Genomic DNA, 24625 nt, shown 5'->3' with positions numbered 1-24625 from the left:
AAAATTCATCTAAATTATCCTTTTATTCCACCTATTGATATACCGCTCATAATTTTCTTATGTAAAAAAATATAAATAATCACTATTGGAAGAGTAATTATTGTGGATGCAGCCATTAATAACTCATAGTTATTTCCAGCATCAGATTGAAAAGCTGTAAGTCCATTGGCTACCAATCTCATATCAACACTATTTGTTACTAATAATGGCCATAAAAAAGCATTCCACGAATTTATTCCTACCAGTATACAAATGGTTATTATTGATGGCTTAGCAATTGGTACCAATATACTCCAAAGAAACTTCCAATCACTAGCACCATCAACCTTAGCTGCATAATATAGCTGCTTAGGTACTGTTAAGAAAAACTCTCTCAGCATATATATGTATAAAACATTTGCCATGTAAGGTATAAATAAAGCCCTATATGTATCAATCCAACCTAATTTAGATATTGTTTTAAAATTAGTTACTATAAGAACTTCTCCTGGAATCATCATTGATGCTAAAAAAATTGCAAATATCAAATCTCTACCTTTAAACTCCAAATTAGCAAAAGCAAAAGCTGAAAGAATAGCTATTATTACTGTAAAAATAATACTTAATGCTGTGACAATGATAGTATTAATAAAATATCTCACAAATGGAGCCATTTTAAATGCTATAGTATAATTTTCAAATTTAAGAGATTTAGGTATCAAGCTTGGCGGTATCTGGATTACTTCAAAACTTGTCTTTAAGGAAGAAGCAATCATCCAATAAAAGGGAAATAAAGTGATTATAGCAAATAGCACTAATGCCATATATTTTAAAAAATTCAAAAAATACTTTCTATTCATAAAATAAATCACCTCTAGTAATGAATTTTATTTCTTTGAGCATATTTCTGTATTCCTGTCACCAAAAGAATAATTACAAGTAATACTACTGCCGCTGCATAAGCAAGTGGAAAGTCTTGATCGCCATAAAATCTGTCAATAATATATCTAACTACTGTGGATACTGATCCATCTAAAGTTCTTCCTCCAAATAATACGTACACTTCTGTGTATACCTTAAAGGCTGCAATAAGACTTATCATATATGTATAAGCTATCATAGGTGAAATTAGCTTTATGGTAATTTGAGTAAATATTGTCCTACTTGATGCCTGATCTATTTTGGCAGCTTGATAATACTGAGGATTAATAGAAGCTATGCCTGTAGTCAAAATAAGTGTATTGAAAGCTAGGCTTTTCCATACTGCAAAAATAATTAATGCCAACATTCCATATTTAGAATCATTAAGCCAATTAATACCTTTGAAACCTATAACTTTAAGAACATAATTAATAACACCATATTCACTATTAAAAAGCCATGACCATACTATGCCTATGGCAACTAAAGATGTTACATATGGTAAAAAATATATACTCTGAAACATACTTTGTAACTTTTTATTTTTTAAATGTACTAAAGCATTTGCTAAAAGCAAAGAAATACTTACTGATAAAAATGGAACTATGGCTGCATATATCAGTGTATTTACCAGGGATTGTCTAAATCTCTTATCACTAAAAAGATATTTATATGATCCTATACCAAATTTAAATCCGCTGGCTTTTGTTTCATCAAAGCTAAATATTACAGTATTTATTATGGGATAGAATACAAAAACTAAAAGCACTATTAATGCTGGAAGTAGATATAAATAACCTTTATATTTTTTCTTTAACATTTTTTAATAAATTCCTCCGTTTTTTCATCAAATATATAACATTTTCCTTCTTTAGGTCTTATATATATTCCTTTACCTTCTTCAATATGAAAAGTATTTTCAACTAAAACCTTGAATATCCTATTATTATGACTTAATGTAAGAAGCTTTTCCCTCCCTAATATTTCTACAGTATCCACTTTAGCACCAATTCCTGCATTTGCTATTTCCACATCTTCAGCACGGAAGCCTAAAATAACATTTTTATTTTCTTTTGTAATATTCTTTATGGTATAATTATCAATTACTCCTATGCCATCTTTAACTTTTAAATTTACAAAATTCATCTCTGGACTTCCTATAAAAGATGCTACAAATTTATTGATAGGATTTAAATACATATCAGTAGGTGTTGATACCTGCTCAATAGCTCCATCCTTCATAAGCACTATCTGATCTGAAATACTCATGGCTTCTTCTTGATCATGAGTAACAAATATGGCAGTAACTCCTGTTTCCTTTTGTATTCTTCTTATTTCCTGTCTTGTTTCTACTCTTAGCTTAGTATCCAAATTAGATAATGGTTCATCTAACAAAAGAATATCTGGTCTTTTAGCCAAAGCTCTTGCTATAGCCACTCTCTGTTGTTGCCCTCCTGAAAGCTGCGATGGTTTCCTGTCTAAAAGTCCATCTATCTTTACAGTTTTGGCAACTTCCACTATCCTTTTTGCCGCTTCCTCCTTGTTCCACTTTAAATTCTTTAATGGAAATCCTATATTTTCCCTTATAGTCATATGAGGGTATAAGGCATAATTTTGAAATACCAAACCGATTCCTAACTCTTCTGGCTCCAAGCCAGTTACATCTCTATCACCAAATATTATTTTACCTGAATAAGGTTTGTGTATTCCGCATATAGTGAAAAGCGTAGTTGATTTACCAGAGCCTGATGGACCTAGTAAAGAAATTAGCTTTCCCTTTGGAATTTCCAACGTCACCTCATTTATAGCTGTAAAATCTCCAAATTTCACCACTAAATTTTGTAATTTTATTCCCACTCTTCTTCACCTCATCTTTATCTTTACCATAATGTTATAATGTTTATTTTTTATGCTTTATATACAAAAAAAAGATAACTCAATATAAATTAAGTTATCTTTAAAATAATAATTACATCATTTTTCTTAAAAATCTTGGCATAATTCTATATATCTTGGGAGAAATTAAATCTAAATCTGTTTTTCTTATTCCTCCAATTAAAATCATTATTATTAAATATACCATTCCGCCAATTGCTACCATAACTAATGTTGCTATACTAATCATAAGTCTTCCGCCTTCAAAAATATTAATTAATCTATCTATAGGCATCCTTATACCTACAATAGCCAGCCCCATAGCCAAAGAAGCAATAATTGATGTTATTGACAGCTTAATAATTGGAACTCTTACTCTAAATATCATTCTTAAGTTCCTATGATTTATAATAGCTGGAACAAGATACGATACTAAACTGGCAATTACAGCTCCAAAAATATTAACCTCTGGAATAGCTACAAGTATAAAATCTAATATCAGTTTCAATACTACACCAATAAATGCTGTAGATAAAACAAGATATAATTTATTTACACCTTGTAAAATAGTATTTTGTATAGTAGTTATAGACATAAATACCAGCACTATTGAACCATACATAAGAAGCTCATATCCTTCATTTAATCCAAAAAGCATAAGGAATACCTCTTTACTTAAAACTGATAATCCTACTAATGATGGTATAGTAATCATAAAAGTTATTCTATAAGAATAACTTATATTACTTCTAAGCTCCTTACGATTTTTACAAGTATAAGCTGAAATAACCTTAGGAAATATAGCTGTACTAAGTGCCGTTACCAATGCTAATGGTACATATAATAAAGTATTAAAATATGAAAGATAAGCATACGTAACTTCCAAACTTGCTTTAGGTATCCCTGAAGTTGCAAGCCTTCTTTTCACTATCATGGCATCCACAAGCGGACTTGAATTTTGTAATGCTGCCACTAATGTAATGGGTAATGCGTACATTAATATCTTTCTTACTATCTTCTTTTCACTATGTCTCTTTTCACTAGTATTGCTAGAATATGCTTCTTCTTCGTAGTCTCTCTTTTGATAAATATAAATTATATATATAATTGCAACTACTGCTCCTAAAGTAGTACCTACAGTCCCTCCTGCAATACCCATTTCTTCATTAATTTTTATTAATATACCTGCAAAAACAAGACTTAAAACAACATTTATTATCTGCTCAACTATTTGTGATATTCCGATAGTCTCCATATCCTCAATTCCTTGCATATACCCTCTATAAACAGATAATATACATGAAAACAAAATTGTAGGAGAAAGGAACATTATGGCAAGTATAGACTTATCCCATGTGCTAGCTAAAGCTATAGGCCTTGCCAGTACCAATAAAATAATTGTTCCAAATAGCCCTATAATAGTCATATATTTCCTAGATATTTTCATTGCCCTTAAGGCATCAATAGAATTTCCAACAGCTCTATATTCTGCCACAACCTTAGTTATAGCAGGCTGAGCCCCTAATGATGTTACGGCTAATATAAATGTGAACATTGTATAACTTATAGAGTAAGAAGCATATGCATCTGAACCTATTACAGCTGTCAGCAATGGTACATATGCCGCTGATAATATCTTAATGAATATCCCCGCAAAAGATAGTATCATAAAGCTCCTACCTAATGATTTCTTCTCCATAATTATCCCCTTTTATAATGTGAATTTAAATACATCTCTCTTTACTTTCTTAAACATTGGAGGAAGTGCTTCTGCTATTGTCTTATTCTTTAAATATGCAAGCTTTCCTTCTCCACCTTTAATAATAAGCTTGTAAGCATAAAGGAATTGATAATTTAGCCCAAATTTATTGTCAAAGAATGAATTTATATTTCTATCACCATATTTAGTATCACCAACAATCGGATGTCCTAAGTGACTTAAGTGAGTTCTTATTTGATGACTTCTTCCTGTAATTAAGTCTATTTCTAAGAATGAGAATGCTCCATTACTTTGAATAGTCTTAACTTCCATGGCAATTTTCTTTGTATTTGGCATTTCTTTATCATATACTTTTGATATATTTTCATTTTCATTTTTAGAAATATATCCTGTGTACATTCCATCTTTTATTCTTCCTGTTACTAATGCATTATAATACTTCTTAACCTGTCCTTCTCTAATCATTTCATTCATTTCTCTTAAGGCTTCGAAGTTTTTACCGAAAATAACAGCACCAGAAGTATTTCTATCTAATCTATTACATGGTGCTGGTGTAAAAGTAAGTTCCTTTTCTGGAAGATAATCACCTTTATCATTTAAGTATGATAATACATAATCAGTTAAAGATGGTTCTGCTCCTTTTTGGTCTGGATGAACTAAAACACCTGGCCACTTTTCAACAACTAGTATATTGTCATCTTCAAAAGTAATCTTCATAGAACCTGAATTTACTTTTATAAAGTTTACTTCTTTGCTTGTATTAGTTTCTTTCTTAGATTGTAAGTATCTTACTTCTATTTCATCACCTAATTCTAAAGCATAATTTTCTTTTTTCTTTGTTCCATTAACTCTGATATCACCTTTTCTTAAAGCTTTGAATATAGCACTTAATGGTACATCTTTAAAGTATTTTCTCAAAAATTTATCTAATCTCTGACCAGCTTCATTTGTTCCTATTTCTATTTTCACTTAAATCATCTCCTGTTTTCCGTACTCTTTTTTTCTTTTCCCCATTGTATTAGATTAATATTATTTTAGCAACTTGTCAAATAATCAACGATAAATTCACAACCAATGGCTATTCCTATTGGCAATGATTCTTCATCAATATCAAATAAACTGCTATGGGCTGGATGTATAATCCCTTTTTCAATATTTCTACATCCTAAGAAATAGAAAACCGAAGGAACTTCATTGGCAAAGTATGCAAAACTTTCAACTCCCATCTTAGGATTCTTTTGTTCTAATACATTTTCTATGCCAATTACCTTTGCAGCATTTTCTCTAAGCATTTCAACAAGGTTAGCATTATTTATCAGACAAGGATAAGACTCTTCTATTTCAATTTGACATTCTGTTCTTAATGTTCTAGCAATACCTTCAGCAATTTCCTTCACTCTTTTCACAGAATGTTCTCTATCCTCTTTAGTGATGGTTCTGATTATACCGCCAATTTCAACTTCATCAGGTATTATATTGCTAGCTGTACCACCATGAATGAAACCTACTGTAACCACTGCTGAATTACTTGGATTTATTTCTCTACTAACAATAGTTTGCAAGGCCATAATAATTTGACTGCTTGCCACTATTGGGTCAACAGCTGCTGCTGGATAAGCACCATGAGCTCCTTTTCCCTTAACCACTATCTTAAATGGATTGGATGCTGCATTGACAGTATCTCTTTTTACCATTATTGTTCCTGTATCAATAGTTTCCTCCATATGCAGACCATACACCATATCCACATCTGGATTTTTTAATATTCCTTCCTCAATCATCACTTTTGCTCCACCAGTAGTTTCTTCTGCTGGCTCAAAGATAAGTTTTACAGTTCCTCCAAAAATATCTCTATTCCTATTTATAAGCTTTGCTACCCCTAATAATATAGAAGTATGTCCATCATGTCCACATCCATGCATCCTGCCTTTTATCTTTGACGCATAACTACACTTTTTCTTATCCTCTAGCGGTAAAGCATCAATATCTGCCCTGACAGCAATAACCTTCCCATTATCAGCTTGTTTACCTTTTATCAATGCACATACTCCTGTTTTTGCATATTCTTCATAAACAATTCCCTCTTTAGTTAAAAACTCCTTAATAAGCCTAGAAGTGTTAAACTCCTCATATCCTATTTCAGGATTTTCATGCAATGTCCTTCTAATAGCTATAATTTCATCTTTAATGCTCTCTGCTTCATTTTTAAATCTACTCATACCCCTTTAGCCCCTTTTTTACTTTTCCCAATAAATATTAATAACATCTCCATCTTTAACCATATCTGTATATGATGCTACTTCTCCATTCAGCTTAAGAACTATATTTCCCTTTAGCTCTGATAAATCAAAGTTTATGTAGCTGAATATTTGTACAAACATCATGGAATACATGTCATTAATTTTAACTTCTTCATCATTAACTATTACCTTCATGGCATATATAGCTTCATCCTCTAATTCTTCACTGAATTCATTTGTCATATTATCTTTGTCACAATTTGTATTTTTTTCATCTTGCTCAATAATTAGTGATTCATTTATATTATTACAATGATTTTCTTCACTGTATCTACAATCTTCAAAGACCAATTTATCACCATTATTTATTATATATTCATCATTGGCTTTTACTTCATTGATAAAAACATCACTTGTAGTATTTATTATATACTTTTTCACATCTCCAATATTTTTTGGATATATTATTTCAATGATGTCCTGGTCAGATATATATGTGTCAAGTGAAACTTTATTATCATTTACTATAGCAATTGGTTTTATAATGGTACTAATGTTATTAATAAAAATTTCTTTTTCTTCATAATTAGTTAATAATTCTGTAACTGTAGCTGCTGCATTTTGTCCATTTTTTGCATAAATTATATTTACTTCATCACCATCATTAATTGTAGAATCAATAGATGCCTCTTGACCATTTACTTTAATAATAGCATTCTCCCCTTTGTTTCCAAAGGTTATCTTTTTAACTCCATTTAAAGTATATCTTAAATTTTTACCTCTTTTTGCCATAAGCATGGCAGGATCTATATCAGCATGTACTAATACATCTTTTACAGTATGAGCATGAGAATTAAATAAACTTATTGGAATATGATTAAGATATACATTAACAAAATCATTGCCTTCATTTTTCAAACCTACAAGGGCTATACCGATTACAGTAACACCTGCTGAGCCATAAGCATTTTCTGCTATACATGATTCTATTGAATCTCTATCCTTTATTGCTATTCTATCTTTAGGTATATTGGAATTTTTCGCTATTTCCTCAAGAATCCCTGGTGTATGCGCTCCTCCTCCTACAACAAAAATAGCACTGGGAGGTTTATTTCCATTAAGCTCTTTAATTTTTTCCCCAATGGTCTCCCCTACTTCTGCAACTATAGGACTAATAACTTCTTTAAGCTTTTCAGAACTTCTCGAACATTCAAATCCTAATATATCTATAAATTTTATTTCTTCCTCTGTATTTATTTGCCTTTTTATAATTTCTGCAGTGTTAAAATCTACTAAACATTCTTTTGCTATAACCTCTGTTACTTCATCACCTGCTATAGGAACCATTCCATATGCTACTATACTTTGATCAGCACTTATAGCTATATCTGATGTTCCTGCTCCAATGTCCACCAAAGCAATATTTAATAATCTTAACTTTTGTGGAACTACTGCTTCAATGGCTGCAATAGGCTCTAGCGTCAGGCTGCTTACTCTCAAACCACACTTATCCATAACTGAATATAGAGAATCAACTACTGATTTTGGTAAGAAAGTTGCTATTATTTCTACAGATATATTTTCACCTTTATGTCCTAAAAGATTTGAAATTATATAACCATTTAAATAATAGTTAACTACAGAATAGCCAACACAATATAGCTCTCCAACCACTTCTTTTGCTATACTTTCTTCTGCTTCCTTTATAGCTTTAAGCTCTAAAGTCTTTATCCATTCACTATTTATGGACTCATCTTTATTTAAATCTAGCTCTGCCTTACTATTAACAGTTTTTAGGAACCTTCCTGCAGCTGCAATATTAACTTTTTCAAGCTTTACATTTAGTTCATTTTCTAAATTTTGTATCACTGACTTAACAGTTTTTGTAACTAGAGAAATATCATGTATTTGACCATCAAGCATTGCCCTCTCATGGTGCTCAATGTAACATTCTTTAATAACATCAATCTTTGTTCCCTTTACAATCCCTGCTGATCCAATTACGGATCTTGTACCAATGTCCAAGGAAAATTTTATGTCTTCAACACTAAATTCTTTTTTCATTAGTTTTTACCTCATTAACATTATAAATAGGCATTATATAATGCTATATAAGCCTATTTAAATTATATTATATATATTGACTATATTCAATGTTTTACAGCCTATTAGTGACTTTCTCTGAGTTCCTTTTCTAGTTCATAAAGCCTGAATTTTTCTGACTGTGTAAACTCTACACTGCTACTTCTCTTTTCAATAAGTTTACAATACTCATTAAACTTTTCTTCCCCTAACTTGTTACGAATCATATTTAAATAACATTCTCGTAAATAATCTTTTTCTTCCTGATTCAGTATTTCATAATTTAATAATTTTTCTTTATAACCTTCCAACACTTTTTTATCTTCATCATGAACATATGCATCATTTTCTTTTAAAAGCATTTCTATACGTTCTATCTCTTCTGGAGATAAAATCAAAGCATTTGCTTCAAAAGTTAAAAAATTAATAAATAATATTATTGCCATTATACATAAAACTGTATTTTTACTTTTCATAAAGCTTCCTCCAACATCTATATGACAATATTATTATGCACTATGTTTAAAAAATTAATTTACTAATATAATTAAATTATTTTCCATCAGTACTTTTAAAGAAAAGCTTCTGCAAATGTCTTTGAATTTAATGGTAATTTTATCTTTGTCTATCTCTATTACACTACCTTCACCATAAGTCCTATGATAAAGCATATTACCTACTTCTATTCCATAATCAACCTTTTCAGATTCTTCTTCAAGATGAGACTCGGCAATAAATCTAGAAGTCTCTCTAAATTTTCCTCTCATTGTTTTAGGTGAAAATACATACAAATTATTTATTGCTCTAGTAATACCCACATAAAACAACCTTCTTTCCTCTTCTATATTTTCTTCCATAGATGATTTATGAGGTATTACTTCTTCATTGCAATTAATAATATAGACATTATTAAACTCCATTCCTTTTACTCCATGAATGGTACTTAAAATCACACCATCTTCAACAACTTTGCTACTTTCAATCTGTTCTTCCACATTATTAACGTGTACTAAGAATTCAGTAATAGTTTTAAAACCTTCAGCTGCCCCTTTAAACTCTTCTAATACATCTTCTAAATCATCAAGACTTTGACCATATTTATTAGCGTATTCCCTTAAATAATCAATATAACCCATGGTAGATATTATGTATTGTATGGCACTACCTAAAGACATTTTATTTAAATATAATATTTCTTTTCTTAAGTCATCAATCTTTTTGCACTGGAACGGCGGCATATCCTTTTTATTAATTAATATATCAAAAGGTGATTTATCTTCTTTATAATTATTAATATATGATAAATTTTCTTTACTCATATATCTAAAAGGCTTGTTTATTATCCATGCAAAGGCATTCTTATCATATTGGTCAATAGATAATTTCAAATAGTTAATTAAATCCCTACAAATAAAATGATTAAAAAAATTATATCCTTTATCTAATAACACAAATGGAATCTTTCTTTTTGTAAGCACATCTATCATACTTCTAGATTCCATATTGGTTCTGTATAAAATAGCATTATCCCCATATGTGCCTTGATAATTTTCTTTTATGTATTTAGCAATTTCTTCACCTTGCATATATTCATTATATGGAGTACTATAATGAACAATTCCACAATTATTGCAATAAGATATTATTTCCTTATCATTTCTATTTTCATTTTTATCAATTAATCGCTTTGATACCTCCACAATGTTATTCTTACTTCTATAATTAGTAAGAAGCTTAACCTTTACTCCACCTTTAAAAGTGTCATGAAAATTAACCATATATTCTGGCTTAGATCCCCTAAATGAATAAATACATTGATCTTCATCACCTACAGCAAAAAGTTCATTATCTTTATTCATAAGCATTAAAAAACTCACTTGTATATTATCGCAATCCTGAAATTCATCTACTAGTACATACTTAAACACCCTTCGGTACTTTTCTAAAATATTCTTCTTTTCTGTAAATAACTTTAATACTTTCACCGATAAATCATCAAAATCCCATAAACACTCTCTTTCTTTGTTACTTTCATAAACCTTTAAACATTCTAAAAATATATCCTTGCTCACAGTAGATTTAAATTCATCAACAGTACATAAAGAAGTCTTAAACATAGAAATATTATTCATCACTTCTCTAACTTTATCATCATTAACATCATCAAAATACCTAGACAATACATTCTTTATAATGGCATGCCCCTTTCCTCCATCCATTATTTTTATATCATAACCCTCTCTCAGTAATATCTTATAAAACAATCCATGAAAAGTACCAAAAAAAGGTGCTCTTTCTTTTTTAAATATATTTTTATATCTATTTCTCATATTATCAGCAGCTGCTCTTGTAAATGTTATCACTATTATATTACCTTCATTTATCTTCAAATCCTCAATAAGATGATTTACTCTATTAATTATTACTGTTGTCTTACCTGAACCAGGAGAAGCTACAACTAAAACATTTTTTTCTTTTATATATACTGCATTTCTTTGATTAATATCTAAATTTACTTTCATTTTTCCCCCTATGATTCAAAACATCTTTTTTACATATCTACTATGTTATCATAATTATTGCCCTTATTTTATAAAAATAACTACATTAATAATAATTTCTAGATGTTTGTATAGTAATTATTAAATTAATCCTAAAATAAAAAAACATCTTAAAAAATTAAGATGTCTTTTTATTAATAATCCTTTAATGCCCCAACTAATTGATAGATATCTTCTTCTATATCATCATTAGAATAATTAAATTTCTTATCAATATTATCTTTTATATTAATACTTTCGCTATCTAAATACTCTTTAAATGGACATATCTCATAACCTTTAGGATCAGGATACATTGGACATTCATTATAACAATTTACTCTCACTTTGCCTGTTGACCAAAATGGGCACTTACTCATAAACCTCTCCCCTTGCAAATAAAGATTATATTTTATCTAATTATACAGTTATTATACATCATAACTGTAAAAAAATAAATACTTTTACTTTATTTACCTGTATATTTATGAATATGTCCTTTATACTCACCTTTTTCTTGACTTAAACTATTAATACTTATATTATTTATTTTTAATTACAGTAATATTAATAATTTCATTTTGAAAAGCTTTTAATAAAGCTTTTTCCAGTACTTTTTCTCTATCAAAATTTTCTATATCTCTGCATTCAGCAAAAACTTTATTAATATCACCATTTGCATTTCTATAAGTAAGCGTAACATATGGCTTATCAAAAGTAACATCTACTATTTTTAGCCCCCAAGAAATTTGTGCAAAATCACCATCTATTTTCAGTCTAGTAAGCTCATTTAATTTTTCTGTTTCTTCATTTGGATCTGTTACAATAATTAATTCATCTCCAACTTTATACTTAGACATATCCTCATCCCCTTACCTTTTTATATTAATTTAACATATTTTAAATATTTTTTCAACAATTTTGTAAAAATTTATAAATTTTTTCTTTATATTCTATATTAATTAATATTTATTATTGACAAATAATTATACAGTTTCATATAATAATTACATAGAATTAAAGGCGGTGCTATTTATGGAGAACATATCTTTAATATTTAAAGAAAAAAAATTAAAACTTACGCCTCAAAGATTAGCTGTATATCAATATTTAAAATCTACAAATGAGCATCCTTCTGCTGAAACTATTTATAATGCTCTTCAAGCAACTTATCCTACTATGAGTCTTGCAACTGTATATAAGTCTCTTAAAACTCTTGTAGAAGTAAACTTAGTACAGGAACTTAATGTAGGAGAAGGTAATTTTAGATATGATGCTAACTGTTTTGAGCATTGTCATATTCAATGTGTAAAATGTGGTAAAGTTGAAGACTTAATGAATCTTCCTCTTCCAAATCTAAATTCTATAGTTGAAGAAAATTCAGACTATAAAGTTAATTGGAATAAAGTATTCTTTTATGGACTATGTAAAGAATGCCAGTAGGTTAAACTTACTGGCTTTTTTGTATTATCTCACCCTTAAAATCATATATATTATAGAGGTGATATAATGACAAAATTTATTATCATAAAGAAGAAAACCATCATTGCTATTATGCTCAGTATTTTAGCAATTTCCATCTTGTTTTTCTGCATAAATTATACTAAAAATATTTCCGTTTTTTTTACTCTTTCAAAACCTAATCATATTTATTATTACGACTTGGATGGAGATGGTATGAAAGATGAACTAACTATATCTGAGATTAACAACTATTATGAAATCAAAATTGAAACTTCAAATAAAGATTACATTCTTAATTGTTCAAATATAAACTTTTTAACCATCTGTCCATATTATGATTTAAAAGTAAATATTCTAGATTTATCTCGGGATAATATTCCTGAAATAATTCTTTCAAATTATTATAACAATACATCTCAATACTGCATATTTAAATGGAATGGTACTAGCTTTGAAAACATATTCTGCTGCAATAATAATATACTTGGAGTAATAGATTCAAAGAATTCCAGAACGCCAATCCTCTTAAAAAGCAATTTTTTAAATAACAACGATTTCTCATCATATTTCCTTGATAATGACACAGTTAAGGAAGTCACCATCAATACTGGTAATATATTCTCACTAGATGAAGTAGGAAAATTTATTGATTTAATTGAATACCCTTACGAACCAGAAGAACTACCTGATATATTTACTCCTAACATATCCAGTGATGAACTTAAAATTTTTTGGAACTTAAATAAGGATAATTATGAATATAAATTCCAAAGTGCTTATTTTTGTGATAATGATTGGAATAACTTAGGTAATCCTAGTTCTATTTTATGGACCTTATCTTTTCAAAAAATAAGTCGTAATGATATAACCAAACATTCTAAAGAAGTACTTATTCACCTTACTGTTAATATAGATTATTTAAATCATTATAAGATTTCATCAATTTCAACATAAAATAAAAGGCCGCTATATTGCGGCCTAAAAGGGGGATGGGGGGGTTTTTAGCTTAATGAAGAATTTATCTTCATTTGCTATAGGAGAATACTTCTCCGGTACACTATTATTATTTCCCTTTAATTTTCTTTTATACACTTTCTCCCTTAATCTTTAAATGCACCTTTAGCATATAATTCGATTATTTTATCTACAAATGGCACTCTTTCTATTGATACTATATTTCTAAGAGACCTTAATAGTTGCATGTTTTCATCATTTACATCTACTTGAAACTTTCTATTATTCTTTGGTAAATCTTCATTAAAAATATCCATTTCCTCATTTACTACAGATTCGCTATTATCATTATTTATATTATTAACGCTATTTACATTATCTGTTCTTCCTCCATTGTTACCCATTAAATTTTGAAGCATGCCTAGATTAAAATTATTAAAATCTATTCCGTCCCTATTCATATTTTGAAGCATATTATTAATCTGATTCATATCTATGTTTCCAAACATACTTAACAACTGGGCAGGATTAATTCCAAAAGGTCCGTTATATTGCGGCTGCTGCCTAGCCTGTTGCTGTGGTTGTCTTTGCTGCTGCATCTGTCTTCTTCTATTTTCAGTGGTATTATCCCTTTTGTTTTTATGTCTTCTCTTTGACATTTTCCCCCTCCTATTATCTTTCTATTAAATTATATGTATTTAGGTAAAAAAAGTAGCATATTTTTATAATATTTTTGGAGGGTTAAAAAACCCTCCACCCTCTACACTAGCAGCAGCAATTGCTTTCACAGCAACAATTTGAGTTGTTTGTGCAGCAACAGCTTCCGTTGTTTCCATTTCCACCAAAGAAACTTCCGCAACCTCCACATAGCAAGAATAATAAAATAATTAGATATGATGAACCACTACATAATAGTCCTGATCCACAAGCTATTAATAAGAATATAATAGGTGCTACACAACTATTAATTCCTGAAAATGGATTTCCGCAGCATCCACCATTGTTGTTATTATTGTTATTACAGCAACAATTTTGTGGACAACATGGCTGACAACAGCAGCAACATTCATCTTTGTGATAATGTTTTTTTGACATTTCAACATCTCCTCCTTATTTACTTTCTAGTAGCATCCGCCAACAAGGCCGTCTAGTCCATCACAAATTCCACAATTTCCTAGTCCGTAGTTTCCAAATCCACTGCCTAATCCGCAATTTCCGAATCCTCCACCAAATCCGTTATTACATCCGCTACATAAGAATAAAATAACTAATAAGAATAACCATCCACTGCAGCCTCCATTTCCATAACCATTATTTGAATTCCCTTGACAGCAGCAACAGTCATTTGATCCATTATTACAACAACAATTATTTCCTACATTATTTGTACTTTGATTAGTATAGAATAATATTAATAATATCCAAATCCACCAACCAAATCCGCAGTTTCCAATACCAGCATTGCCTAATCCACCAGCATTGCCTAATCCACCTAAATTGCCACATCCGCAGCCACAGCCACAGCTACTACCAACTGATGAATAATCTGATGGTTGCATTTCACCAATGATATCGTTCATTTGCATAATTGATTCCTCCTATTGATTTAAATTTATAATTAAATTTATACTATATACTATTCTCCCGCAAATAATTTGACACTATTTTATTCAATGCTTTATTTTTATACTATTTTTTCTTACAAAAAAAGAACTGCCATTTGGCAGCTCTCTACTGAGATAAATCACCGAATAAAATATCATTTAATTGTTCTGCACCCTTCTTATTTAAAGACGAGAAGAAACATAATGTATCATTTTCAGTTAATTTTAATGTTTCTTTTATTATTTTTTTACTTTTTACTAAATCATTGTTAGATAGTTTATCACTTTTAGTTGCAACCACTATTACATCATATCCATAATGTTTTATCCATTCATGCATAGTAATATCATCTGCTGTAGGCTTATGTCTTGAGTCAACTAATAAGATAACTCTCTTTAATTCTTCACGAGCTGTAAGATAAGTTTCAATTGTTTTTCCCCATGACTCCTGCTCTTTCTTTGATACCTTTGCATAACCATAACCTGGTAAATCAACTAAATAAAACCCATCATTTATTAAAAAGAAGTTTATTAGTCTTGTCTTTCCTGGGGTTTGTGATACTTTAGCTAATTTTCTTCTATTAGTTAAAGCATTTATTATTGAGCTCTTTCCAACATTAGATCTTCCAACGAAAGCTACTTCATTAAGTCCATCTTCTGGATACTGCTCTCTTCTAACCGCTGATGTTATAAATTCTGACTTGTTAATTATCAATATTTTCAACTCCAATTAAAGCATTTTTTAATACATCTTCCACATGAGCTGCAAAAATTAAATTTAATTTATTTTTTACAGTACTAGGAATCTCTATTATATCTTTTTCATTATCTTTAGGTAAAATTATTGTATCTATACCTATTCTATATGCTGCTAAACACTTTTCTTTAACGCCTCCAATAGGAAGTACTTTTCCAGTTAAAGTTACTTCACCTGTCATTGCCACAGTCCCTTTAACTTTCTTTTTGGATAGGGCTGATACTAAAGCTGTGACAATAGTTACCCCTGCTGAAGGTCCGTCTTTAGGAACTGCTCCTTCTGGCACATGTATATGAACATCTTTGCTCTTATAGAAGTCTTCATCAATGCCATATTTTTTACAGTTAGCTCTTACATAGCTATAAGCTGCTTTTGCTGATTCTTGCATAACATCTCCTAGCTTTCCAGTAAGTTCTAACTTCCCATTACCTTTCATCACTACAACTTCTACTGGCAGTGTATCTCCACCATATGCAGTCCATGCTAATCCATGAACAACACCTATTGTATCCTGTCTATCAGCTTTCTCAAACTCAAAATATTTATTTCCTAAATATTTTTTAAGATTATTTACAGTAATAGTAACCTTTTTCTTCTTTGTCTTAACCATTTCAGTTATCGATTTTCTAATAACCTTATTAATTTGACGTTCAAGACTTCTTACTCCTGATTCCCTAGTATAACTATTTATAATTTCTCTTATAGCACCTTCAGAAATCTTTATTGTTTCTGCATCTGTGTTATGCTCTTCTAAGGATTTAGGAATTAAATGCTCTTTTGCTATATGATATTTTTCTTCATAAGTATATCCTGATACTTCTATTATTTCCATTCTATCAAGAAGTGGTCTAGGAATAGTTTCTAAGGTGTTTGCTGTAGTAATAAATAAAGTATTAGATAAATCAAAATCTACTTCCATAAATGTATCCCTAAAAGTTTTATTTTGCTTAGGATCTAAAACTTCTAAAAGTGCATCTGCCGGATTACCTTTGTAATCGGAACTTAATTTATCAATTTCATCTAATAATATCAATGGATTATTTACTTTCGCTTCCTTTAAGGCATAGATAATTCTTCCTGGAATAGCTCCTACATAAGTTCTTCTATGACCTCTTATTTCTGCTTCATCTCTTAATCCACCAAGTGAAATTCTAGCAAACTTTCTATTTAATGAGTTAGCTACAGATTTTGCTATAGAACTCTTACCAACACCTGGTGGTCCTACTAAGCAAAGAATTGGTCCATTCAGTGATTTAGTATATTGTTTTACAGCTAAATATTCTAAAATTCTTTCCTTCACTTCTTCTAACCCATAATGTTCATCATCAAGAATTTTTTCTGCCTTTTCTATATTAAAAGAATCATTACTTGATTTGTTCCAAGGCAATTCTATAATCCAATCTAAGTAATTTCTAATATTATTTCCATCACCTGAGTATGATGTTTTTAATCTAGATAATTCACGTTCAGCTTTTTCACGAACTTCTTTTGGCATTTTTGCCTTACTTATTCTCTCTGCGTAATTATCTATCTCATTTTTTTCATCATCTTCGCCAAGTTCTTCTTGAATTACTTTTAATTGTTCTCTTAGGAAATATTCTTTATTGGACTTATCTAATTTATTTTTAACTTTTTTCCCTATACTATTTTCTATCTTAACAATTTCTACTTCTTCCTTAATAAATACTAGAAGCTTTTCAATTCTCTCACCAATATTTATTGTTTCAAGTATAGTTTGTTTTTTATCTTCATCTAATTGAATATATGCAGCTATTAAATCTGTGACTTTTCCTAGTTCTTCTTCTTTAGTTATAACTTCGATAACTTTACTTTCGTCACCTTCTGTAACCCTAATATATTCTTTAAAGGCTTTAGATAGTAAATTTCTTAAAGCTGAATCTTCATTTTCATCTTTTAAGTTAAGTTCATCATCAATTTTTTCAACTATAACTTCCTTAAACTTCTTATCATCTATTAAGTCAATTATAGCTGCTCTCTCAACGCCTTCTACCAATACTCTTGTAACGCCTTTTGGCAACTTTAAAATCTGCTTTATCTTACAGATAGTCCCTATTGAATAAATTTCGTTTCTCTTTGGATCCTCAATTTCTGGATCTATTTGAGACACTAAAAATATCTTGCTATCTTTTAACATTGATTCTTCTAATGCTGAAATCGACTTTTCCCTACCGACATCAAAATGTATAATCATATTGGGAAAAATAGTAATTCCTCTTAGAGGAATAGCTGGTAAATTAATTGAATCCTTATTCATTTTCCCCCTCCATTCAATCCTTTTACAAATTATTTTATCTAACCTACTTAGTATACACATAAAAGAACATTTTTTCAACTTTACTTAGGATTCATTTGGTAATTTAAGCTATTTTACTGGTATCTTTCTGCTGATAATACATCTACTGATTCAATTGTATCTTTTAAAGATATTATAGAATTTTCTATAACCTCATTTATACTAATTACAGGAATAACTTTTATTTTTTTGTCCTTTAATAAACCTTCACTATAGTTATCAATTGGAATTAATACTTTTTCTACTCCAGCCTTTGATGCTGCCATAATCTTAGCTACAATTCCTCCTACAGGCTTTACAGCTCCTAAAATGCTTATTTCCCCAGTCATAGCTACCTTATTATTTACAGGTCTTTTAGTAATTGCACTATATATAGCTACAGCTATAGTTATTCCTGCTGATGGACCATCTACAGGCACTCCCCCTGGTATGCTTATGTGAATATCATATTCATCACAATTTAAGTTATATAAATTATTTAATACAGTAATTACATTTTCTATTGACGAATATGCAGTGCTCTTACGAATCATTTTTCTATTGTTACTAGATATTTCTTCCTCTTCAATAATTCCTGAAATTTTTAAGCTCCCTTTTTTATTTTTATTTAAATTAGCTACTACTTCTACCTCTATTAAAATACCTATATTACTTCCATGCACTGCCAAACCGTTAGCTATACCTATTTCTGCCTTACTTCTAACTTTTTTTTCAACTATTTCATGATATTCTCCATTTTCAATAACCCATAATATATCCTCTTCACTTATATAATCACGCTTTTCATTTATAGCCACACCAGAGCAAAGTTGCACTAGATTTATTACTTCTCTACCATTGCTACAATGCCTACTAATGATATCTAGCCCTCTATTAGATATGTTTAAGTTTACCTTATTTATTGCATTTGATGCTATAGTTCTAATTTCAGGGCACTCTAAAGGTTTAAAAAATACCTCAACGCATCTGGATCTAATGGCTGGTGATATTTCCTCAGGTCCTCTTGTGGTAGCACCTATAAGCCTAAAATCAGCCGGAAGCCCTCTCTCAAATATTTCCTTTATATACGTAGGCATATTAGTATCTTCTGAACTATAGTATGAACTATCTAAAAATACTTTTCTATCTTCCAAAACTTTTAATAGCTTATTTAATTCTATTGGATGAAGTTCACCAATTTCATCAATAAAAAGTATTCCTCCATGAGCTTTAGTTACTGCTCCAGGTTTAGGTTGAGGAATGCCTGCAACCCCTAAAGATCCTGCTCCTTGGTAAATAGGATCATGCACTGATCCTATAAGTGGATCTGCTATTCCTCTTTCATCAAATCTTAATGTTGTAGCATCTATTTCTACGAATTTTGCTTCCTTCTTAAAAGGTGAATTTTCCATACTTTTAGCATATTCTAATACTAGACGTGCTGCTGCAGTTTTCCCTATACCAGGAGGACCATATATAATTACATGCTGTGGATTTGGCCCACAAATAGCAGCTTTTAGTGCCTTTACTCCTTCTTTCTGACCTATAATTTCATCAAAGGATGAAGGCCTACTCTTTTCAGTTAATGGCTCTGTCAATCTTACACTTCTTAACTTAAGTAACTTTTCCATTTCTTTTCTGTTTTCTTTATCAATAATATTTACTTTACTATAATTATTCTTATTACTATTAAAAAGATAAATTATAAATAAAATCATCATTACTATTTGTAAAAAAATCAAAAATTCACTCATATTTAATAATACCCTCCATTTGCATTTAATTATTAGTATTATTAACTTAAAAATATTCATCTATTCTTAGATTAAAATAATAAAAATATAAAAAAAGATATTACAAAATAAATAATTATTTTGTAATATCCTTGAAAAATTAAGCTGTTTCAACACCTTTTTTCTTTTTTGCTTTTTTAACTTTTATAGCTGGTCTTGTTTCATTCTCTGCTAATCTAAGTAATTCTGGTTGCTTTTTTTCTTTGATTGCTTCTTCAGTAATGATAACCTTATATACATTTTCATCTGAAGGTGCTTCAAACATTACATCAACCAATATATCTTCTAGAATAGCTCTTAATCCCCTAGCGCCAGTCTTTCTCTTAATAGCTTCATCAGCAACAGCCTTTAAAGCTTCTTCAGTAAACTCTAACTCAACATTATCAATTTCAAAAAGTTTAGAATATTGCTTTATTAAAGCATTCTTTGGCTTACTTAAAATATTTATTAATGCACTTTGATCTAAAGATTCAAGTGAAACTACCATTGGTACTCTTCCAACAAATTCTGGAATAAGTCCAAATTTTAATAAATCTTCTGGTAATAAATCTTTTAATAAAGCTCCAACATCTTTAGTTTCTTTAGAGTCTATATCTGCACCAAATCCCATTGAACTCTTTCTTGTTCTCTTTTCAATTATCTTATCTATACCATCAAAAGCTCCACCACAAATAAATAATATATTAGAAGTATTTATTTGAATAAACTCTTGATGTGGATGTTTTCTTCCACCTTGAGGAGGCACTGATGCAACTGTTCCTTCTAATATTTTAAGTAAGGCTTGTTGAACACCTTCTCCTGAAACATCTCTTGTAATTGAAGGATTTTCAGATTTTCTTGCAACCTTATCTATTTCATCAATGTAAATTATACCCTTTTCAGCTTTTTCAACATCATAATCAGCATTTTGTATAAGTTTTAAAAGAATATTTTCAACATCTTCTCCAACATATCCTGCTTCTGTTAATGTTGTAGCATCAGCTATAGCAAATGGTACATTTAAGAATTTAGCTAATGTTTGTGCTAAAAGTGTTTTACCCGAACCTGTAGGTCCTAATAGTAAAATATTACTCTTTTGTATTTCTACATCATCATCAATCACATTGCTTTTTATTCTCTTATAATGATTGTAAACCGCAACTGATAATGATTTTTTAGCTCTATCTTGACCAATAACGTATTGATCTAAATAATTTCTTATTTCAGATGGTTTTGGTAATGAAGTTGTATCTAACTCTACACTTTCCTCAAACTCATCTTGAATTATATCTGAACATAGGTCTATACACTCGTCACAGATATACACTCCCGGCCCTGCAATTAATCTTTTTACCTGGTCTTGACTTTTTCCACAAAAAGAACACTTTAATTGCTTTTTATCTTCATATTTAGCCATAACCTCACCTCACTTCAGCTTTTTCAATCTATAATAATTTTCTATTTACCATGTCTTACTATTACTTCATCAACTATACCGTACTCTTTAGCTTCGTCAGCTTCCATAAAGTAATCTCTTTCAACATCTCTCTTTAATTTTTCAAGATCTTGATTGGTATTTTCACTTAATATTAAATTAAGCTTTTCTTTAATTTTTAATATTCTCTTAGCATGAATATCAATATCTGTAGCCTGACCTTTAAATCCTCCTAAAGGTTGATGTATCATTATTTCTGCATTTGGAAGTGCAAATCTTTTACCTTTTGCACCACATGAAAGTAAAAATGCTCCCATTGATGCAGCCATTCCAATGCAAATAGTGCTTACATCTGGCTTAACATATTGCATTGTATCATAAATAGCCATGCCTGCAGTAATTGAACCACCTGGACTATTTATGTATAAATATATATCCTTATCTGGATCTTCGCTTTCTAAAAATAATAATTGAGCAACGACTAAGTTAGCAGTATCATCATTGACTTCACCGCTAAGCATTATAATTCTATCTTTTAACAGTCTTGAGAAAATATCATATGATCTTTCTCCTCTTCCTGTTTGCTCCACAACCATTGGAACTAAACTCATTTTGCTCCCTCCTTTTCTCTTTTAACCCTTCTCTTAATAATATATCCAAAATGATAAAAGTAATGATAATTAAATTATATATAATTTACATTAATTTGTTAATGATATATTTTAAGAATTGCCAAAATTTCTTCTGGCAATTCTTTATTTCTATCTAAATATTAGTTATTTTCTTTTAAGAAGTTTATAACTTTTGAAGTCATTACATCAGCTACTAATGCTTCTCTTTGGTTTTGTAATAATAACTCAACCATTTTTTCATCGTTAGCTCCGTAAAGTTTTGAAACTTCTGATGCTTTTTCTTTTAATTCTTCATCAAGAACTTCCATTTTTTCAGCTTTTTGAAGAGCTTCTAAAACTAATTCAGTTTTAACTTTAGTTTCAGCATTTTCTTTCATGTATTCTCTCATTTTTTCTGCATCTGTTCCTGTGAATTGGAAGTATTGTTCTAAAGTTAACCCTTGATATTGTAATCTTTGAGCTAAGTTTTGAACCATTCTATCGATTTCTTGTTCAACCATAACAGCTGGTATATCCATCTTAGCATTTTCAACTACAGAGCGTAATATAGCTTCTTCATACTCTCTTTCAGCTCTTGCAGTATTTGCTTCTTCTAATTTCTTAGTAGTATCTTCTTTTAAAGCTTCTAAAGTTTCGAATTCTGAAACTTCTTTAGCAAATTCATCATCAAGTACTGGTAATTCTTTTGCTTTAACTTCTTTAACTTCTACTTCAAATTTAGCTGGCTTTCCGTTTAATTCTTCTTTTCCATAGCTTTCTGGGAAAGTAACATTAACTTCTACTTTATCTCCAGCTTTAGCTCCTACTAATTGTTCTTCAAAGTTATCTATAAATGAACCTGAACCTATTTCTAATGAATAGTCATGTCCTTCTCCACCTTCAAATGCAACTCCATCAATGAATCCTTTGAAATCTATAACAGCTATATTTCCATTTTCTATAGCACCTTCTTTAACTTCAACTCTTGCATTCTTTTCTTGCATTTCTTTTAACTTAGCAGAAACTTCTTCCTCAGTTACTTCGTAAGTTTTCTTTTCAACATTTAACCCTTTGTATTCTCCAAGTTCTACTTCTGGGTAAACAATTACTTCAGCAGTATATATTAAATCTTTTCCCTCTTCAGCTTGAACTACTTCAACTTTTGGGAAATCTACAGGTCTTACATTATTTTCTTTTAGTGCCTCTGCATAGCTTCCTTCTATTGAAAAGTTAACTGCATCTTCTAAAAGAACTTCTACTCCATAGTATTTCTTTACAACGTTCATTGGCACTTTACCTTTTCTAAATCCTGGCACATTGAATTTCTTAATATTCTTCTTATATGCTCTTGTTAAAGCTTCTTTAAATTTATCTGCTTCAACCTTTACTTCAAATTTAACAACGTTAACGTCGATTTTTTCCATTTTAGCTTCCATTGTATATTCCTCCTACAATTAGTATCTCTTGTTACATAATACAACTTAGTCATTATAACATATCTAAGCTAATATTTTCAAATATTTGTTCAATAAAATTCCTGTATCTATTGTACTAACTCTCCGTTTGAAGTAATATATCGTACATTGCCGTCAATATTTACCTCTAAACCTTTTTCCTGCATCTGTCCAAAAGTAATTTCTGTAGATTTAGAAGCCCATATAGTAAAGTGTGTATTCATATTTATGTCTATTATGGATATATATTTATTTAAATTGTAGCCAAAATACGGAATATTAGTAATATATGCAATTTTATTTTCACTTATTTGTACAGGTGTACTATGCCATATATATCCTTGATATAAAGCTCTTATATTGTCTTTAATATATATTTCTCCATCAGGCCCAACATATTGTGCTAATGTTACATTCTTAATCTCTCCGTTAGCATATACTATGTTAATATTTTGATTTGGATCTAATACCACTGCATCTTTACCATTGTTGCCTATATAAATATAATAATTTTCTGGAACTTCCTTAACAGATTCAATTAGTGTTTCTGAATTTTCTTCCTTTAACTTAAAACTTATAGGGGTATCTGAAATAGTTACATCTAAATACTTTTCTACAGGTGTTTCTTCTACCATTGGTTCTTGTACTTCTGAACTTTCATTAGTTTCATCCGTCTGCACCAACTGTTCCTTATCATCCGTTTCCTTATCTTCGTCAACCCATGCCTGAAGTCTATCCTTTAATTTAGAAAAATCATAATTAGCAACTTCTGTTACCAATATGCCTATAATACATATAGAAAGAATTCCAATAATAATTTTCTTTCTCTTTCTTTTCCTCATTATTTTTTCATAATCCTTACTAAATATGCTAGGCTTCTTCATAATACCTCTCCTCTAAATGATTACTTCTTAATTTCTAGTT

Annotated in this window: 23 protein-coding genes; 2 read left to right on the top strand and 21 right to left on the bottom strand. The window is 29.8% G+C overall.

Going from position 1 to position 24625, the window contains the following annotated elements:
• Positions 1 to 14 precede the first annotated feature (14 nt).
• The 11 genes from Q5O29_RS01205 to Q5O29_RS01155 all read right to left on the bottom strand — a co-directional run bounded on the left by Q5O29_RS01205 (position 15) and on the right by Q5O29_RS01155 (position 12217).
• The gene (locus tag Q5O29_RS01205; protein WP_022211206.1) at positions 15 to 839 is read right to left on the bottom strand and encodes a carbohydrate ABC transporter permease; all 825 of its coding nucleotides are present in this window, start codon (positions 837 to 839) and stop codon (positions 15 to 17) included.
• Positions 840 to 853: 14 nt separating this feature from the next.
• Positions 854 to 1720, bottom strand: a complete 867-nt coding sequence (locus Q5O29_RS01200; RefSeq protein WP_022211205.1) for a carbohydrate ABC transporter permease — start codon at positions 1718 to 1720, stop codon at positions 854 to 856.
• Positions 1714 to 2757 (bottom strand): ABC transporter ATP-binding protein, encoded by a 1044-nt coding sequence (locus Q5O29_RS01195; protein ID WP_022211204.1) that lies wholly within the window; start codon positions 2755 to 2757, stop codon positions 1714 to 1716. The genes Q5O29_RS01200 and Q5O29_RS01195 overlap by 7 nt, the downstream gene beginning before the upstream one ends.
• A 112-nt stretch (positions 2758 to 2869) precedes the next feature.
• Positions 2870 to 4474 (bottom strand): polysaccharide biosynthesis protein, encoded by a 1605-nt coding sequence (locus Q5O29_RS01190; RefSeq protein ID WP_302630744.1) that lies wholly within the window; start codon positions 4472 to 4474, stop codon positions 2870 to 2872.
• A 12-nt stretch (positions 4475 to 4486) separates the two neighbouring features.
• Positions 4487 to 5464 carry an RluA family pseudouridine synthase gene (locus Q5O29_RS01185; RefSeq protein ID WP_022211202.1) on the bottom strand — a complete coding sequence of 326 codons (978 nt, stop codon included), beginning with the start codon at positions 5462 to 5464 and terminating at the stop codon, positions 4487 to 4489.
• A 65-nt stretch (positions 5465 to 5529) separates the two neighbouring features.
• On the bottom strand, positions 5530 to 6714 hold the full coding sequence (locus tag Q5O29_RS01180) for a M20 family metallopeptidase (RefSeq protein WP_022211201.1): 1185 nt from the start codon (positions 6712 to 6714) through the stop codon (positions 5530 to 5532).
• Between the two features lie 18 nt (positions 6715 to 6732).
• Positions 6733 to 8799 carry a cell division protein FtsA gene (locus tag Q5O29_RS01175; RefSeq protein WP_022211200.1) on the bottom strand — a complete coding sequence of 689 codons (2067 nt, stop codon included), beginning with the start codon at positions 8797 to 8799 and terminating at the stop codon, positions 6733 to 6735.
• A gap of 104 nt (positions 8800 to 8903) precedes the next feature.
• Positions 8904 to 9293 (bottom strand): hypothetical protein, encoded by a 390-nt coding sequence (locus tag Q5O29_RS01170; RefSeq protein ID WP_022211199.1) that lies wholly within the window; start codon positions 9291 to 9293, stop codon positions 8904 to 8906.
• 54 nt (positions 9294 to 9347) lie between these two features.
• Positions 9348 to 11339, bottom strand: a complete 1992-nt coding sequence (locus Q5O29_RS01165; RefSeq protein ID WP_022211198.1) for an ATP-dependent helicase — start codon at positions 11337 to 11339, stop codon at positions 9348 to 9350.
• A 173-nt stretch (positions 11340 to 11512) separates the two neighbouring features.
• Positions 11513 to 11737, bottom strand: a complete 225-nt coding sequence (locus Q5O29_RS01160) for a hypothetical protein (RefSeq protein WP_022211197.1) — start codon at positions 11735 to 11737, stop codon at positions 11513 to 11515.
• A 162-nt stretch (positions 11738 to 11899) separates the two neighbouring features.
• Positions 11900 to 12217 (bottom strand): hypothetical protein, encoded by a 318-nt coding sequence (locus tag Q5O29_RS01155; protein ID WP_022211196.1) that lies wholly within the window; start codon positions 12215 to 12217, stop codon positions 11900 to 11902.
• 175 nt (positions 12218 to 12392) lie between these two features.
• On the opposite strand from Q5O29_RS01155, the gene Q5O29_RS01150 reads away from it, so the two are divergent.
• Positions 12393 to 12800, top strand: coding sequence for a Fur family transcriptional regulator (locus tag Q5O29_RS01150; RefSeq protein WP_022211195.1), 408 nt, complete (start codon positions 12393 to 12395; stop codon positions 12798 to 12800).
• A 234-nt stretch (positions 12801 to 13034) separates the two neighbouring features.
• Complete coding sequence (locus Q5O29_RS01145) at positions 13035 to 13775, top strand: hypothetical protein (RefSeq protein WP_302631545.1); 741 nt, start codon at positions 13035 to 13037, stop codon at positions 13773 to 13775.
• Between the two features lie 146 nt (positions 13776 to 13921).
• On the opposite strand, the gene Q5O29_RS01140 is transcribed toward Q5O29_RS01145, so the two are convergent.
• The 10 genes from Q5O29_RS01140 to Q5O29_RS01095 all read right to left on the bottom strand — a co-directional run bounded on the left by Q5O29_RS01140 (position 13922) and on the right by Q5O29_RS01095 (position 24585).
• A complete protein-coding gene (locus tag Q5O29_RS01140; protein WP_022211193.1) occupies positions 13922 to 14434 on the bottom strand; it encodes a hypothetical protein in 513 nt (170 codons plus the stop codon).
• 106 nt (positions 14435 to 14540) lie between these two features.
• On the bottom strand, positions 14541 to 14870 hold the full coding sequence (locus Q5O29_RS01135) for a hypothetical protein (RefSeq protein WP_186835212.1): 330 nt from the start codon (positions 14868 to 14870) through the stop codon (positions 14541 to 14543).
• A gap of 26 nt (positions 14871 to 14896) precedes the next feature.
• Positions 14897 to 15361: a hypothetical protein gene (locus tag Q5O29_RS01130; RefSeq protein ID WP_022211192.1), complete on the bottom strand. Its 465-nt coding sequence runs from the start codon at positions 15359 to 15361 to the stop codon at positions 14897 to 14899.
• A 145-nt stretch (positions 15362 to 15506) separates the two neighbouring features.
• The gene (gene yihA, locus Q5O29_RS01125; RefSeq protein ID WP_022211191.1) at positions 15507 to 16094 is read right to left on the bottom strand and encodes a ribosome biogenesis GTP-binding protein YihA/YsxC; all 588 of its coding nucleotides are present in this window, start codon (positions 16092 to 16094) and stop codon (positions 15507 to 15509) included.
• Positions 16084 to 18411: an endopeptidase La gene (gene lon, locus Q5O29_RS01120; protein ID WP_022211190.1), complete on the bottom strand. Its 2328-nt coding sequence runs from the start codon at positions 18409 to 18411 to the stop codon at positions 16084 to 16086. Before lon ends, yihA begins: the two co-directional genes overlap by 11 nt.
• Before the next feature lie 113 nt (positions 18412 to 18524).
• Positions 18525 to 20183, bottom strand: a complete 1659-nt coding sequence (lonB, locus tag Q5O29_RS01115) for an ATP-dependent protease LonB (RefSeq protein WP_022211189.1) — start codon at positions 20181 to 20183, stop codon at positions 18525 to 18527.
• A gap of 139 nt (positions 20184 to 20322) precedes the next feature.
• Positions 20323 to 21618 (bottom strand): ATP-dependent protease ATP-binding subunit ClpX, encoded by a 1296-nt coding sequence (gene clpX / locus Q5O29_RS01110; RefSeq protein WP_022211188.1) that lies wholly within the window; start codon positions 21616 to 21618, stop codon positions 20323 to 20325.
• A 41-nt stretch (positions 21619 to 21659) separates the two neighbouring features.
• The gene (gene clpP, locus Q5O29_RS01105; RefSeq protein ID WP_022211187.1) at positions 21660 to 22247 is read right to left on the bottom strand and encodes an ATP-dependent Clp endopeptidase proteolytic subunit ClpP; all 588 of its coding nucleotides are present in this window, start codon (positions 22245 to 22247) and stop codon (positions 21660 to 21662) included.
• A gap of 161 nt (positions 22248 to 22408) precedes the next feature.
• Positions 22409 to 23683, bottom strand: coding sequence for a trigger factor (gene tig / locus Q5O29_RS01100; protein ID WP_022211186.1), 1275 nt, complete (start codon positions 23681 to 23683; stop codon positions 22409 to 22411).
• Between the two features lie 107 nt (positions 23684 to 23790).
• Positions 23791 to 24585 carry a hypothetical protein gene (locus Q5O29_RS01095; RefSeq protein ID WP_022211185.1) on the bottom strand — a complete coding sequence of 265 codons (795 nt, stop codon included), beginning with the start codon at positions 24583 to 24585 and terminating at the stop codon, positions 23791 to 23793.
• Positions 24586 to 24625: the final 40 nt, after the last annotated feature.

Origin of the sequence: Clostridium sp. CAG:265 (assembly GCF_000436575.1) — a bacterium.
In the GTDB taxonomy this organism is placed as follows: Bacteria; Bacillota; Clostridia; order Clostridiales; family Clostridiaceae; genus Clostridium; species Clostridium lentum.
This window is presented reverse-complemented; position numbering and strand designations above follow the sequence as displayed.